Source organism: Jiangella alba (assembly GCF_900106035.1).
GTDB classification, from domain to species: Bacteria; Actinomycetota; Actinomycetes; order Jiangellales; family Jiangellaceae; genus Jiangella; species Jiangella alba.
This window is the reverse complement of record NZ_FNUC01000004.1, coordinates 450,804-465,162: the sequence shown is the minus strand read 5'-3', so window position 1 is coordinate 465,162 and position 14,359 is coordinate 450,804. Positions and strand designations below refer to the sequence as shown.

Below are 14,359 nucleotides of genomic sequence, written 5' to 3'. Positions count from 1 at the left end.
GATTTCGCTCGGTACGTTTCCTTCCGCCGGTCACCGCTTTTTCCTACGCTCGACCAAACGCATCGCAGATCGACGGGAGACACCGCATGGGCATCTCGCTCGCCACCGAGGCCGGCCAGCCGCCGGGGCGCCGCCCGCAGGACCGGCGGCCGCTCATCAGCGTCCGCGGCCTGTCGGTCCGCTACGGCGCCGGCCGGAAGGGCAAGCAGGTGGTCGCGATCGAGGACGTGAACCTCGACGTGTTCCCCGGTGAGGTGCTGACGGTGCTCGGGCCCAGCGGCTGCGGCAAGACCACGATGATGAACACCGTCGCCGGCATCGTGCCCGCGACGGAGGGCACGGTCACGGTCGACGGCGCGCCGGTCACCGGCCCCGGGCCGGACCGTGCGGTCGTCTTCCAGGACTACGCGCTGATGCCGTGGCGGACGGTCGCGGCGAACGTGAAGTTCGGCATGGAGATGCAGACGAAGCTGCGCGGCCGCGACGCCGAGCGGCAGGTGCAGGACGCGATCGAGCTGGTCGGGCTGACCGGCTTCGAGAACGCCTACCCGCGTCAGCTGTCCGGCGGCATGCAGCAGCGGGTCGGCCTCGCCCGGGCGCTGGTCGCCGAGCCGGCGATCCTGCTGATGGACGAGCCGCTCGGCGCGGTCGACGCGCTCACCCGCGAGGTCATGCGCGGCGAGCTGGAGCGGATCATCGCCACGACCGGCAAGACGGTCATGTTCATCACGCACAGCATCGAGGAGGCGATCCTGCTCGGCGACCGGGTGGCGGTGTTCAGCCGCCATCCCGGCACGGTGGCGGAGATCCTCGACGTCGACCTGCCCCGCCCGCGGTCCGAGCGGGCCGCCCAGGGCGACCCGCGCTACGTCGAGCTGCGCAACCACCTCTGGGACGTGCTCGAGAACGACGCCCGCGACGCCGCGAAGGACCAGCGGTGATGACCGGCGCGGCGGTGGTCGCGCCGGGCGGTGCCGACGGTGTCGTCGTCGGGCCGCTGCCGAGGCCGCGCCCGGCCGCCGGCGAGGTGCTGGTCGCGGTGCGGACCGTCGGCGCGAACCACCTCGACCTGCACGTCATGAACGGACGGGGTCCCGGTGCGGCGGCGCGGCTGCCGCTGGTCCCCGGCATCGACCCGGCCGGCGAGATCGTCGAGCTGGGCCCGGACGTGCCCGGCGACCGGCGCGGCGAGCAGGTCGTCGTCAAGCCGAACATCGCCTGCGGGACCTGCCGGTACTGCCGGGCCGGCGAGGACGCCGACTGCACCGCCCAGCGGGTCGTCGGCGGGCACCGCGACGGCGGCGCGGCGCAGTACGTCGCGGTGCCGGAACGCGCCGCGATCCCCATCGGCGGGCTCGACCACGCCACCGCCACCGCCGCGGTGCACAGCGTCCCCATCGCGCTGCACGCCATCGAGGCGGCCGGCGGCATCGAGGCGGGCGCGACGGTCCTGGTCACCGGCGCGACCGGCGCCATCGGGTCGGCGGCCGTGCAACTGGCCCGGCACGCCGGGGCGCGCGTGCTCGCCGCGTCGACGTCGGCGGACGTAACGACCGCGGGGGCCGAGCCGCTGCGCTACGCCGAGCCGGACGACCTGCCGGAGCTGGTCGCGGCCCGCGCGCCGGACGGCGCCGACGTCGTGGTCGACGGCACCGGCCGGGCCGACGTGCTGACGGCGGCGGCGCGCTGCCTGGCCTGGCGCGGCCGGCTGGTGCTCTGCGCGGCGTCGTCCGCCGGGCAGCTGCGGCTCGACCCGCGGACGTTCTACCAGCGGCGGCACACGGTCGTCGGCGCGGCGTCGGCCGGCTACGACGACGTCGTCCGGGCCTTGGAGCTGGTGGCCGCCGGCGTCGTCGTCCCCGAGATCGCCGCCGAGTACCCGCTGGCCGAGATCCACGCCGCGTGGGCGGCCCTGGGCGATCGCAGCCGTCGCGGGAAGGTCGTGATCCGTGTCCGATGAGCTGACCAACGCGTCGCACCTGCGTGAGGTCGTGCTGTCGACCCGCGAGCGGCTGTCCCGCGAGCCCGGCGCGGCGCGCATGCGCCCCTGGGTGTCCACCCGGCTGGAGCAGGACGTGCGCGCCGTCGCCCGGTTCATGCAGTACGACCAGCCGTACGAGTTCCGCTGCGACGAGTCGGTGGCCCGGGCCGGCCTGGGCTCGGCCCCCAGCCCGATGCGCTACCTGCTCAGCGGCCTGGCGTTCTGCCTGCAGGTCTGGTGCGCGAAGGTGGCCGCCCTGCACGACGTGGCCCTGCACGAGCTGCAGATCGACGTGCGCACGCTGCTGGACATGCGCGGCGAGCACCTGGTCGACGACGTCCCGGCGCACCCGCAGTGGTTCGTCCTCGACGTGCGGCTGCGCAGCCCCGCGTCGCCCGACGCCGTCCTCGCCGTCGTCCGGGAGGCCGCGCGCCGCTGCCCGGTCACGTCGCTGGTGCGGGCGGCGGTCCCCGTGCACCTGCTGATCACCCACAACGGCACCACCACGTACGACGACCGACCCGATGAGCTGAGCGAGGAGCACGAGGAGATGACGACCCGATGACCGGCCCGCTGGCCGGCCTGCGCGTGATCGAGCTGGCCCAGTACATCTCCGGGCCGTTCGCCGGCAAGCTGCTGGCCGACCTCGGCGCGGACGTGCTGAAGGTCGAGTCGCCCAGCGGTGACCCGATGCGACGGTGGGAGGGCGGCGACGCCGACACCAGCCCGCAGTTCGCCGCGTACAACCGCAACAAGTCCGGCGTCGTGCTGGACCTCAAGACGGACGCCGGGCGGGACGAGCTGACCCGCCTGGTGGCGACGGCGGACGTGCTGATCGAGAACTTCCGGCCCGGCGTCACCGCCCGCCTCGGCGTCGGCTACCCCGAGCTGGAACGGGTCAACCCGCGGCTGATCGTCTGCTCGATCACCGGGTTCGGCCCGGACGGCCCGTACGCCGGCCGGCCCGCGTACGACACCGTCATCTCCGCGCTCAGTGGCATGTACAGCCAGACCGTGCCGGCCGGGACGATGCGCCCGCTCGGCCCGGCCTTCTCCGACCTGCTGTCCGGGATGTCCGCCGCGCAGGCCGTGCTCGCCGCGCTGCACGCCCGGCAGCGGACCGGGCGCGGCGAGCACGTGGAGGTGTCGATGCTCGGCTCCGTCGTCGACTTCCTCACCGAGCCGGTGTCGACGTACCTGCGCACCGGCGAGGTGTCCCGGCCGGACAGCCGGCCGCGGCGGGCCCAGGCGTTCGCCTGCGTCGGCTCCGACGGCGGCGCGTTCGTCGTGCACCTGTCGGTGCCGGAGAAGTTCTGGACCGGGCTGCTGGACGTGCTGGAGCGGCCCGACCTCGCGCACGACCCGCGCTTCGCCAGCCGCGAGAACCGGGTGCGGCAGTACGACGCGCTGGACGCGGTCCTCAAGGAGATCACCGCCGCCCGGCCGCGGGAGTACTGGCTGCGCCGGCTGGCCGCCGCCGACATCCCGCACGCCGCGCTCAACGGCGTCGACGAGCTGCTGGCCGACCCGCAGGTCGCGCACCTCGCGCTGACCGAGCCGGTGGCCGAGGCGGACGGCCGCGAGGTGCTGCAGCCGCGGCTGTCCACCGTCTTCCACCGCAGCGGCGCGCCCGGCTACCGGCCCGCGCCGCCGCTGGCGGCCGGCGAGGCGGTGGCGTCGTGACGGTGCCCCGCGACCTCGTCGCCGTCGACGTCCACACCCATCCGCAGACCGAGGAGTTCCTCGCCGCGATGGGCCCGCGCCGGACGCAGATGGCCCGGCACTTCGGCCAGCAGCGTCCCGTCGTCTCGTTCGCCGAGCAGGCCGACCAGTACCGGTCGCGGCGGATGATGGCGGTGATCGTCAACTCCGACTCCGAGACCACGTCCGGCATCCGCGGCGCGCCGAACGACCTGCTCGGCAAGGCGCAGGCCGAGCATCCCGACGTCTTCCTCGCCTTCGCCGGGATCGACCCGTGGAAGGGCGCGGCGGCCGTGGCGGAGATCCGCCGCTGCCACGCCGAGTACGGCATCGCCGGCGTGGGCGAGCTGAACCCGTCCCGGCAGCGCTTCCTCCCCAACGACCGGCGGTTCTTCCCGATCTGGGAGACCTGCGCCGAGCTGGGGCTGGTCGTGATGTTCCACGGCGGCTTCCCCGGCGCCGGGGCCGGTACGCCGGGCGGCGGCGGGCACCGGCTGGAGAACGCCCGGCCGATCCCGTACGTCGACGACGTCGCGGCCGAGTTCCCCGAGCTGCGGATCATCTCCGCGCACCCGGCGTGGCCGTGGCACCTGGACAACATCGCGATGGTCTGGCACAAGTCCAACGTCTACCTGGACCTGTCCGGCTGGGGGCCGAAGTACCTGCCGCCGGAGGTCGTGCGGTACGCCGACTCGGTGATCAGCGACCGCGTGCTGTTCGGCACCGACTGGCCGGTCCTGACGGCGGACCGCTGGCTGGCCGAGTTCGACGAGCTCGGCTGGAAGGACACGTCGCGGCGGAAGATCCTGCGCGACAACGCGCTGCGGCTGTTCGGCCTGGCCGAGGGGGAGTGACGTGGCCGAGCTGGTGCTGACCGCGGCGACGCCGCACAACCCGCTGCTGTGGCGGGTGCTGACCGACCCGCCGCCGGACGACCTGCGCGGCGTCGCGGCCAACTTCGCCCGCATCCGCGCGGCGCTGGAGGCGGCCGCCGTCGACGTCGTGGTGGTGATCGGGACCGACCACATCAGGCAGTTCTACTCCGACAACAACCCGGCGTTCGTGATCGGGCTGGCCGACGAGTACCACGGGACATTCGAGAACGAGGTGCGCACGTTCGGGCTTCCGTACCGTTCGGTACAGGGGCACCGGGGGCTGGCCGAGGCGATCGCCGGGCGCGAGCTGCTGACCGGGCCGATCGACTTCGCCGTCAGCCACGAATGGCGGCTGGACCACAGTTTCGTGCTGCCGCTGCTCTACCTGACGCCCGAGTTCGACCTGCCGATCGTGCCGATCCACGTCAACGGCGTGCTGCCGCCGCTGCCCGGTGCGGATCGCTATGTCGCGCTGGGTGAGCAGGTGCGCGACGGCATCGCCCGCTGGGACTCCGGCGCACGAGTCGCGCTGCTCACGTCCGGGCACATGGCGACGGAGATCGGCGGGCCGCGGCAGTTCCTCGGCGGCGCGTCGTCCGACGCCGGGTTCGACGCCGACGCCGTCGGCTGGATGCGCGACGGCGACCTCGCGGCGGCCGTCGCGGGGTGCACGTACGAGCGGGTGACCTGCGCCGGGAACATGACCTACCAGTACGTCAACGTCGTGGCCGCGCTCGCCGCCGCCGGGGGCCGGCCCGCCGACCTCGCCGAGGCGACGCCGTCGCGGTTCGCCCCCAGCCCCTTCTTCCTGTGGACCGAGCCATGAGCGCGTACATGATGAACAAGTTCATGCGCGCGGTGGAGATGAGCGACGACGCCGTCCGCGGCTACGTCGCCGACCCCGCCGCGTTCGTCGCGGCGTGGCTGGACGGCGCGCCCGGGCCGGACCAGCGGCCGGACGACCGGGTGCTCACCGCGGCGGAACGGGCGGCGTTCGAGGCCCGCGACTACGCGGCGCTCTACGCGCTCGGCGCCCACCCGTACCTGCTGTGGCACTTCACCGAGGCCGTGTACATCCACGAGACGCCGTGGCCGGAGCTGAACGAGCGCTACCGTGAAGCCGTACGTCCGCATGGATACCCGGACGCCATCGTGTGACGTGCGGGCACGAGGATGAGGCATGGAGCTGGAGGACCTCACGGCGTACATCGCCGTCGTCGAGCACAACGGATTCCGGCGCGCGGCCGAGGCGCTGTACGTCTCGCAGCCGTCGCTGACCCGGCGCATCGCCCGGCTCGAGCAGGAGCTGGGCGTGCTGCTCCTGGAGCGCAGCCGCCACGGCGTCAAGGTGACGACCCAGGGTGACGCGCTGCTGTCCGCCGCCCGCCGGGTGCTCGCGACGGTCGAGGAGGCACGCGCCGTCACCAGCGGCGCGTGGTCGCACACCATCGTCGTGGCCTGTACGCCCACCGCCGTCAACACCTACCTCACCGACTTCCTGGCCGACTGGATCCCGCGGCACCGCTCCACCCGGGTCCGGCTGATCGAGGACACCCCGATCCGGACCCGGCAGCGGCTGATGGACCACGAGTGCGACGCCGCCATCGCGTCGCCGCCGATGCCGCGCGAGGTCGACAGCCTGCCCATCACCCGGGTCGAGGTGGGCGCGCTGATCCCGAGCGGGCACCGGCTGAACGAGCCCGGCCCGCTGCGCGTCACCGAGCTGGACCGCGAGCCGGTGCTCGTCACCGGTGAGCAGTTCCGCACCACCAAGCTGCTGCGCTCGGCCTGCCAGATGGCCGGCGTCCAGCCCGAGGTGATCTTCGAGGCCAGCGCCGGACAGACCATCGCGGCGCTCGTGGCCGCCGGCGTCGGCATCGGCGTCCTCAGCGACGCCGTCGACCGCCACAGCACCGACCTCCTCACCCGCCCCCTCTGCGACGCCGACGGCCGGCGGCTGGCGTTCGACCTCGCGATCAACTGGGTGCGCGGCCGGACCCTGCACCCGATGGTGCACGAGTTCGTCCACGACCTGTCCGCGTTCACGCGCCAGCTGCGGGAGTCATAGCTCGACGTCGGCGACGACGGCGAAGTGGTCGGACGGGTGCAGGCCCTCGGCCGCCTCGTCGACGACGCCGGCGTGCCGGACCGCCGGCGCCGGCCCGGCGGCGGGCGCGCGCAGCAGCACGTAGTCGATGCGCCGGTTCAGCTGCTTCGTCGCGCCCAGCGGGGCGATCGGCAGCGCGGCGCTCAGCGTGACCCCGTCGCCGTCGGCGCCGCTCGCCGTCCACGCGTCGACGATCCCGTCGTGGCCGGTGAGCGCCGCGAGCTCGGCGGTGCCGGGCCCGGCGTTGAGGTCGCCGAGCAGCAGCACCGGCAGCGCGGAGCCGAGCGCGCCGAGGTCGTCGAGCAGCCGAGCCAGCTCCCGCGTCTGCGCCAGGTGATCGGCGGCGAGGTGGGCGTGGTGCTCGGCGCACACGCAGACGACGTGCAGGACACCGCCGGGGTGCTCCACGGCGGCGACCAGCGCGACCGGCGCCGTCGCGCGGCTGGACGGCAGGCGGTGCGTCCACGCGTGCCGGATCGGCCAGCGGCTGAGGATCGCCAGCCCGAGGCCGACACCGTCGTGGCCGCGCTCCTCGACGGGGTCGGGCAGCGACGGTCCGCCGAACACCGAGTGCAGGCCCAGCGGCGCCGCCAGCACTTCGGCCTGCGACGACTCCCGGCCGGCCCACGACTCCTGCAGTCCAACGATGTCGGGACGGTGCGCGGCGAGGGTGGCGGCGATGCCGATCTGCCGTTCCCGCCATCGCTCGCCGAACTGCCACCAGACGTTCCACGTCATCGCGCGCACCGTGACCATGTCCCGGTGCGTACCCGGATCGGGTCAGACCCAGCCGCGGCGGGCGGCCTGCATGCCGGCCTGGAACCGGGTCTCGGCGTCGAGCAGCTGCAGCAGCCGCTGCATCCGCCGCCGCACGGTGCGGACGCCGACCTCGAGGTCGCGTGCGATCGCCTCGTCCTTCGCGCCGCTGACCAGCAACGACAGCAGCCGCCGGTCGTCGGCGGAGAGGTCGGGCCCGGACGGAGCGGCCGGGCCGGCCGCGCTGGTGGCGGTCAGCGGCAGCGCCCGCTCCCAGAAGAACTCGAACAGCATGACCATGGCGTCCAGCAGCGTGGACCGGCGGATGACGGCGCTCTGCGGGATGTCGGAGTCCAGCGTCAGCGGGATCAGCGCCACCCGGCGGTCGAAGACGGCCAGTTTCAGGGGCAGGCCGGGCAGCACGCGGGCGTCCTCGCCGGCGTCGCCGAGCGCCCGGACGTAGGCCGCCGCGTCCTCGCGCAGCAGCGACTCGGGCGCGTACACGGTGCGGGAGGTGACGTTGCGGGCGAGCACCGACTGCTGCTGCGGGTTGTCCGGCGGAGCGGCGTACGGCGGGCGGTCGAACAACAGCAGCTCACTGGTGCACGAGCTCTGCAGCTCCTCGAACCGCTGCGCCACCGCGGTCGCGCCGGTGAGGATCTCGACCAGCGCGCCGGGGTCGTCGTGGCGGCCGATGCGGTACTCGGCGCTGAGTTCGGTGGTCATCGCCAGCGCACCGAGCAGTTCCTGCTGGCGCTGGTGCACCAGGCTCTCGATCGCGGTCTCCGGCGTCACCGGCGCGTAGCGGCGCGGCCGGGCGCCGACGGGCCGGACGAAGCCGAGGTCCTGCAGGCGGCGCAGCGACGCGGTGAGGTCGGCGCGCCGGGGCGTCAGCTCCGCGAGGTCCGCCTGCGACCCGCCGGGCCGCACCAGCAGCGCGCGGTAGACGCGTTCGTCCAGCTCGGAGATGCCGAGAGAGCCGAGTGGCCGGGGTTGGGGTCGAGTCACGCCTTTCCCATCGGATGTCCTGAACCGGACGTTGTCCGCTGCGGGCCAGCGCCGAGTATAGACGTCGGCTCACCGCGCCTGGCAGCGTGAACGCACCCCCGACGCCTCCCGAGCCGGGGCGTGGGGAGAGGCTGACGTGCGCACTCACGAGCGGGTTCGATGGTTCACGACGGCGTCGGCGGCGGCCGCGCTGCTGCTCGCGCTGGTCCCCGCCGCGGACGGCGCGGACGGCGCCCAGATGGCCACCGCGGAGCGGAAGATCGAGCCGGAGCTGCGCGACACCCTGGCCGAGGGGGCGCCGAGCGACGTCGTCATCGAGTTCGCCCAGCCCGACGGCCTGGCCGGCGAGCTCGCCGCGGCCGCCGCCGTTCCCGACTGGACGGCGCGTGGCGAGGCCGTGGCCGACGCGCTGCGGGACGCGGCGCGGACCAGCCAGGCGGACGTCGTGGCCGAGCTCGAGGCGCGCGGCGTGCGCTACGAGTCGTTCTGGATCACCAACACGATCATCGTCGAGGGCGCGTCGGAGCAGCTGGCCACGGTCGCGGCGGCGGACGGCGCCGTCACCGGCGTGCGCGAGCCCGACACCGTCGCGCTGGAGGAGCCGGTCGCGGCCGCGCCGGTCCGGACGGCGGCCGCCACCGGCGTCGAGTGGGGTGTGGCGAACATCCGCGCGGACCAGGTCTGGGAGCAGACCAGGGGCGAGGGCGTCGTGGTCGCGAGCATCGACTCCGGCGCCCAGTTCGACCACCCGGCGCTGGTCGGGTCGTACCGCGGCAACCGCCATGACGGCAGCTTCGACCACGCGTACAACTGGTGGGACCCGTCGGCCGTCTGCGGCGACCCGTCCACCGCCCCCTGCGACAACGTCGGCCACGGCAGCCACACCATCGGCACCATGGTCGGCGACGACGGCGCCGGCAACCGCATCGGCGTCGCGCCGGGGGCCACGTGGATCTCGGCGAAGGGCTGCGAGTTCGACGGCTGCAGCGAGTTCGGCCTGACGTCGGCGGCGCAGTGGGTGCTGCAGCCGACCGACCTCGACGGCCGCAACCCGGACTCCGCGCGCCGCCCGGACATCGTCAACAACTCGTGGAGCGGGCCGGCCGGCGACGACTGGTTCCGGGACATCGTGCGGGCCTGGCGGGCGGCCGGGATCTTCCCGGTGTTCTCCAACGGCAACACCGGCCCGGCCTGCGGCACCGCCGGTGCGCCGGGCGAGTACGCCGAGGTGTACGCCGTCGGCAACCACAACGTCAACGACCGCATCTCGTTCGACTCCAGCCGCGGCCCCGGCACCGGCGGCGACACCAAGCCGGACATCTCCGCGCCGGGCACCGCGGTGCGCTCCAGCGTCCCGGGCGGCGGGTACGCGGTCTACAGCGGGACGTCGATGGCCGCGCCGCACGTCGCCGGCACGGTGGCGCTGCTGTGGTCGGCGGCGCCGTCGCTCGCCGGTGACGTCGACGCGACCCGGCGGCTGCTCGACGACGGCGCGCGCGACACCGACGACACCAGTTGCGGCGGCACCGCCGACGACAACAACGTGTACGGCGAGGGCCGGCTGGACGCGCTCGCCGTCATCGCGTCGGCGCCCACCGGCGACGTCGGCACGCTGAGCGGCACCGTCACCGACGCCGCCACCGGCGCGCCGGTCGAGGGCGCGGAGCTGTCCGTCACCGGTCCCGCGTCGCGCGGCACCGCCACCGACGCGAGCGGCGCGTACCGGCTCAGCCTGTCGGCCGGCAGCTACGACGTGACGGTGTCGGTGTTCGGCTACGCGCCGGTGCGGCTCGACGGCGTGGCCGTCACGGCCGATGCCACGACGGTCGAGGACCTCGCGCTGACGCCGCTGGAGCGGGTCGCCGTCAGCGGCGTCGTGACGGACGGGTCCGGCGCCGGCTGGCCGCTCGACGCGCGGGTCGACGTCGACGGGACGCCCCTGACGACGGTCACCGACCCGGTGACCGGCGCCTACGAGCTGCAGGTGCCGGTCGGCGCCGCGACGCTGACCGTGACGCCGCGCTACCCCGGCTACGTGCCGGAGACCACGACCCTCGACCTGACCGCCGCGACGACGGCGGACGTCGCGGTCGCCGTCGACACGGACACCTGCACCGCGCCCGGCTACGGCCGCGGCTCCGCCGGGCTGCACGAGTCGTTCGACGACCCGGAGACGCCGGCCGGCTGGAGCCTCGTCGACCACGCCGGCACCGGCCAGGGCTGGACCTTCGACGACCCCGGCGGGCACGGCAACCGCACCGGCGGCAGCGGTGGGTTCGCCGTCCTCGACAGCGACGCCTACGGCGAGGACGGCGAGCAGGACGCGTCGCTCGTCACGCCCGCCGTCGACCTCACCGGCGTGGACCGGCCGGTCCTGGAGTTCCGCACGGACCTGCAGCACTACTGGTTCGAGCGGGGCGACGTCGACGTGTCGCTCGACGGGGGCACGAGCTGGCAGAACGTCTACCGGCAGCGGGCCGACCTGCGCGGGCCGGCGGTCGTGCGGGTGCCGGTGCCGGCCGCCGCGGATCGCTCCGGCGTGCTGCTCCGGTTCCACTACGTGGGCGGCCAGCACACCTGGTGGTGGCAGGTCGACGACGTCTACCTCGGCGACAGCGGCTGCGAGCCGGCGCCCGGCGGGCTGGTCGTCGGCACCGTCACCAGCACCCACACCGGCTCGCCGGTGCCCGGCGCGGAGGTCGCCGCCGGCGCGACGGCCGCCACCACGGCCGAGGACGGGCGGTACTGGCTCTTCGCCGCGGCGGGACGGCAGCGGGTGACGGTGTCCGGCGGCGAGCTGGCGCCGTCGGCCCGGAGCGTGCGGGTGGCGGCCGGTGCGGTCACGCCGTACGACGTCGCGCTCGGCGCCGGTCGCCTGGAGGCCACGCCCGCCGTCGTCGAGGCGACCGCCGGCCGGCCGGGCGTCGTCACCGCGACCTTCACCGTCACCAACACCGGCGACCGGCCGGCGAGCTTCAGGCTGGAGGAGCGCGACGGCGCCGGCTTCGCGTCCGCGCAGACGCCGCCGGCTGACCCGGTCGCCGCCGTCGATTCGGTGCGGCGCGTGCCCGCCGAGGTGAGCCCGCTGCCCGGCAGTGCGCGTCCCACACAGGCCGGTGCCGGCGGGCCGCGGCTCGACGCGGCGCCCTGGGTGGATCTGGCCCCGTACCCGACCCGGGTCAAGGACAGCGTCGCCGGGGTGTTGGACGGGCGGCTGTACTCCTTCGGCGGCTCGCTGGGCGACGGCCCGCCGCTGCGCACCGCCTACGCGTACGACGAGGCGGCCGGGAGCTGGACGGAGCTGGCCCCGCTGCCGATGGGACGGCAGAAGCCGGCCGGCGCGTTCCTCGGCGGCCGGTTCGTCCTCAGCGGCGGCTGGGGCGACGACCTGCAGCCGGTCGCCGCGACCTCGATCTACGACCCGGCCACCGGCTCGTGGTCCGAGGGCGCGCCGAACCCGTCGCCCTGGGCGGCGTCCGGGACGGCGGTGCTCGACGGGCAGCTGTACGTCGTCGGCGGCTGCGCGGCCGAGACCTGCGGCACCACCGACGTCCTGCGCTACGACCCGGTCGCCGACGCCTGGACCCGGCTGGCCGACTACCCGCAGAACACCGCCTGGACCTCCTGCGGCGGCATCGACGGCCGCGTGTACTGCGCGGGCGGCATCGGCCCGGGCGGCGACAGCCTGTCCGCCTACGTCTACTCGCCGTCGGAGGATGAGTGGACGCCGGTGGCGGACCTGCCGCTGGACCAGTGGGCCGCCGCGTACGCCGTCGTCGACGGACGGCTGATCGTGTCCGGCGGGGCGGCCGAGCGGTCCTCCGTCATCACCAACGAGACGCACGCCTACGACCCCGGCACCGACACGTGGACCCGGCTGCCCGCGTCCGGCTACGCGCTTTACCGGACGGCCGGCGCCTGCGGGTTCGTCAAGGTCGGCGGGTCGGACGGCGTCTACTACGGCGACCTGGCGGTCGAGCGGCTGCCCGGCTACACCGACTGCGCGCCGTCGGCGGACCTGCCGTGGCTGCGGGTCGTCAGCCCGGCCGGTGAGCTGAAGCCGGGGGAGAGCCGGACGGTCCGCGTGCTGCTGGACGGGCGCCGGCTGGCGGCCGGCGAGTACCTGGCCAGCCTGCGGGTCGACGAGACGACGCCGTACGCGACCCCGCCGGTCGTCGTCAGGCTCACCGTCGGGTGATGGCCCGCACCGACGCCGGGACGGGGACGCCGTCGCGCAGGTCGGGCGCCGGGACGGGCTCGCCGTAGCCGCGCCGCAGCGGCACGACGCCCGCCCACGCGGGACCGTCGACGTCCTCGGGGAGGTCGTCGGGCCAGCGCTCGGACACCTTGAGCGACCAGTCGGCGATGGGCAGCGCGAGGATCAGCGTGGCGGCCAGCTCGCGCTTCGTCGGGCGGCGCAGCTCGCCGGAGCGGCCCGGCAGGATGCGGTCGACCAGCACGTCCAGCGCCCGCTCGCGGTCGTCGCCGTCGACGGGTGTGAACCGGCCGAACAGCACCGCGCTGCGGTAGTGGAAGGACGACTCGAACCCCGACCGCGCCACCACGACGGCGTCCATGGCGGTGACGCTGACCGACGCGGGCGCGCCGGCGCCGAGCGCCCGCAGCCACGACGAGCCGGTGGACCCGTGCACCAGCAGGCGGTCGCCGTCGCGGGCCACCAGCGTCGGGAACGCGACCGGGTAGCCGTCGACGACCACCGACACGTGCCCCAGCAGGACGTCGGCGAGGAGGTCGTGCAGCGCGGCGAGGTCGTGGACCGCCTTGTCGGACATGCGCGTCAGGCGGGTCGGCGGGTTCATCACCATCGGGGCATTCTGCCCTGGCCGTTCAGCCGGCGTCGAAGGAGATCCAGACGTCAGGCGGGAGGTCGGGCCGTCCCGGCACGTCGCGCCGCTGCTCCGTCCACCGCGCACCGGCCAGCGACGACGCGACCCGCCGCCAGAACCGGACCGCGGCGGTGTTGGCGTCCTGGAACGCGACCTCCCACGGACCCGGGTGCCGCCCGACGACGTCGCGCACCGCGGCCAGCCCCACCCCTCGGCGCCGCGCGCCGCGGACCACGAAGAAGCTGTTCAGCACCCGGGCCGGCTGGTCGAGGCCGCGGACGATCGCGAACCCGGCGGGCCGGTCGTCGCTGCTCAGCAGGTACGCCCGGCGGCCCGGGTCGGTGAACGCGGCGTCCAGCCGGTCGCTGCGGAACGTGCCGTCGGGGTTCGGCAGGCCGCCCTGGAACTCGGTGAGGTCGTGGCGGAACATCAGCCACAGCCGGTCGAGGACCGCACGGTCGGCGGCTGCTGCCAGGCGGACGTCGGGCATGGGCATGCTGCTCCCTCGGGTGGATGGATGCGTGGCGGCGGGACCGGCGGGGCGCGAGAAGGGGCCCAGAAACGCCGAAAGCCTCCCGGGTCGGTGGTGCCGAGCCGGAAGGCGTGCCGTACCTGATCATTCTAGCGCTTCGCGGGATGAGACGGTAGACCCTCGACCGAACACCAAACGCTTGCGGCTGGCGCCCAGCGTGGACGCTGCCGGCGTGATCGAGTCTGCTCGGCGACGCTGATCCCGGTCGCGGCGCCAATGATGTGATATCGCTGCCGAAACGGTGCGGCATCACTGTTGCCACCACCACAGCGAACTCACACCGTCGGCGTAGCGATCTCACAGCCAGAACGCATTGCCGAGATCGCCGTATTCGCTGACATCGTGCGGCAGGAACACGCCGTGGACCTTGAATCGGATCCGTGCGGGGATGAGCATGCGGTCGCCATCCTGGCGCAGCCTGCCGCTCACTCACCTGCCAGAACTGCGGCGAGGAGATAGACCATGATGGCGACCTCGCGACCATTTCTGCGGTGCAGGTAGTGCGCTTCGGCGCCTAGGATGGTGTTCAGCTGGCGTGCCAGATGGAAGCCA

14 protein-coding genes are annotated in these 14,359 nt (G+C 74.4%); 9 read left to right on the top strand and 5 right to left on the bottom strand.

What is annotated here, in order from left to right:
- The first annotated feature begins 86 nt into the window (after positions 1–86).
- The 8 genes from BLV02_RS19950 to BLV02_RS19915 are packed head-to-tail and all read left to right on the top strand — an operon-like array spanning position 87 to position 6,625.
- A complete protein-coding gene (locus BLV02_RS19950) occupies positions 87–941 on the top strand; it encodes an ABC transporter ATP-binding protein (protein ID WP_083288323.1) in 855 nt (284 codons plus the stop codon).
- Positions 941–1,960 carry an alcohol dehydrogenase catalytic domain-containing protein gene (locus BLV02_RS19945; protein WP_069109814.1) on the top strand — a complete coding sequence of 340 codons (1,020 nt, stop codon included), beginning with the start codon at positions 941–943 and terminating at the stop codon, positions 1,958–1,960. The genes BLV02_RS19950 and BLV02_RS19945 overlap by 1 nt, the downstream gene beginning before the upstream one ends.
- The gene (locus tag BLV02_RS19940; RefSeq protein WP_069109813.1) at positions 1,950–2,546 is read left to right on the top strand and encodes an OsmC family protein; all 597 of its coding nucleotides are present in this window, start codon (positions 1,950–1,952) and stop codon (positions 2,544–2,546) included. The genes BLV02_RS19945 and BLV02_RS19940 overlap by 11 nt, the downstream gene beginning before the upstream one ends.
- A complete protein-coding gene (locus BLV02_RS19935; protein WP_069109812.1) occupies positions 2,543–3,664 on the top strand; it encodes a CaiB/BaiF CoA transferase family protein in 1,122 nt (373 codons plus the stop codon). The genes BLV02_RS19940 and BLV02_RS19935 overlap by 4 nt, the downstream gene beginning before the upstream one ends.
- A complete protein-coding gene (locus BLV02_RS19930) occupies positions 3,661–4,536 on the top strand; it encodes an amidohydrolase family protein (RefSeq protein WP_069109811.1) in 876 nt (291 codons plus the stop codon). Before BLV02_RS19935 ends, BLV02_RS19930 begins: the two co-directional genes overlap by 4 nt.
- A gap of 1 nt (position 4,537) precedes the next feature.
- Positions 4,538–5,383, top strand: coding sequence for a DODA-type extradiol aromatic ring-opening family dioxygenase (locus BLV02_RS19925; RefSeq protein ID WP_069109810.1), 846 nt, complete (start codon positions 4,538–4,540; stop codon positions 5,381–5,383).
- Positions 5,380–5,715, top strand: coding sequence for a hypothetical protein (locus tag BLV02_RS19920; protein WP_069109809.1), 336 nt, complete (start codon positions 5,380–5,382; stop codon positions 5,713–5,715). Before BLV02_RS19925 ends, BLV02_RS19920 begins: the two co-directional genes overlap by 4 nt.
- 22 nt (positions 5,716–5,737) lie before the next feature.
- Positions 5,738–6,625 carry a LysR family transcriptional regulator gene (locus BLV02_RS19915; protein WP_069109808.1) on the top strand — a complete coding sequence of 296 codons (888 nt, stop codon included), beginning with the start codon at positions 5,738–5,740 and terminating at the stop codon, positions 6,623–6,625.
- On the opposite strand, the gene BLV02_RS19910 is transcribed toward BLV02_RS19915, so the two are convergent.
- Together BLV02_RS19910 and BLV02_RS19905 are read right to left on the bottom strand one after the other, a co-directional pair.
- A complete protein-coding gene (locus tag BLV02_RS19910) occupies positions 6,620–7,402 on the bottom strand; it encodes an endonuclease/exonuclease/phosphatase family protein (RefSeq protein ID WP_171906663.1) in 783 nt (260 codons plus the stop codon). The two genes, BLV02_RS19915 and BLV02_RS19910, sit on opposite strands and share 6 nt — an antisense overlap.
- Positions 7,403–7,444: 42 nt before the next feature.
- The gene (locus BLV02_RS19905; protein ID WP_069109806.1) at positions 7,445–8,428 is read right to left on the bottom strand and encodes a helix-turn-helix domain-containing protein; all 984 of its coding nucleotides are present in this window, start codon (positions 8,426–8,428) and stop codon (positions 7,445–7,447) included.
- A gap of 136 nt (positions 8,429–8,564) precedes the next feature.
- Between BLV02_RS19905 and BLV02_RS19900 the strand changes: the two genes are divergently transcribed.
- Complete coding sequence (locus tag BLV02_RS19900; RefSeq protein ID WP_069109805.1) at positions 8,565–12,626, top strand: S8 family serine peptidase; 4,062 nt, start codon at positions 8,565–8,567, stop codon at positions 12,624–12,626.
- Here BLV02_RS19900 and BLV02_RS19895 read toward each other — a convergent pair.
- The 3 genes from BLV02_RS19895 to BLV02_RS38075 all read right to left on the bottom strand — a co-directional run bounded on the left by BLV02_RS19895 (position 12,613) and on the right by BLV02_RS38075 (position 14,236).
- Positions 12,613–13,254, bottom strand: coding sequence for a pyridoxamine 5'-phosphate oxidase family protein (locus BLV02_RS19895; protein WP_069109804.1), 642 nt, complete (start codon positions 13,252–13,254; stop codon positions 12,613–12,615). The two genes, BLV02_RS19900 and BLV02_RS19895, sit on opposite strands and share 14 nt — an antisense overlap.
- Before the next feature lie 22 nt (positions 13,255–13,276).
- Positions 13,277–13,771: a GNAT family N-acetyltransferase gene (locus BLV02_RS19890; RefSeq protein ID WP_069109803.1), complete on the bottom strand. Its 495-nt coding sequence runs from the start codon at positions 13,769–13,771 to the stop codon at positions 13,277–13,279.
- A 333-nt stretch (positions 13,772–14,104) separates the two neighbouring features.
- Positions 14,105–14,236, bottom strand: coding sequence for a hypothetical protein (locus BLV02_RS38075; RefSeq protein WP_281243412.1), 132 nt, complete (start codon positions 14,234–14,236; stop codon positions 14,105–14,107).
- Between the last annotated feature and the right edge of the window lie 123 nt (positions 14,237–14,359).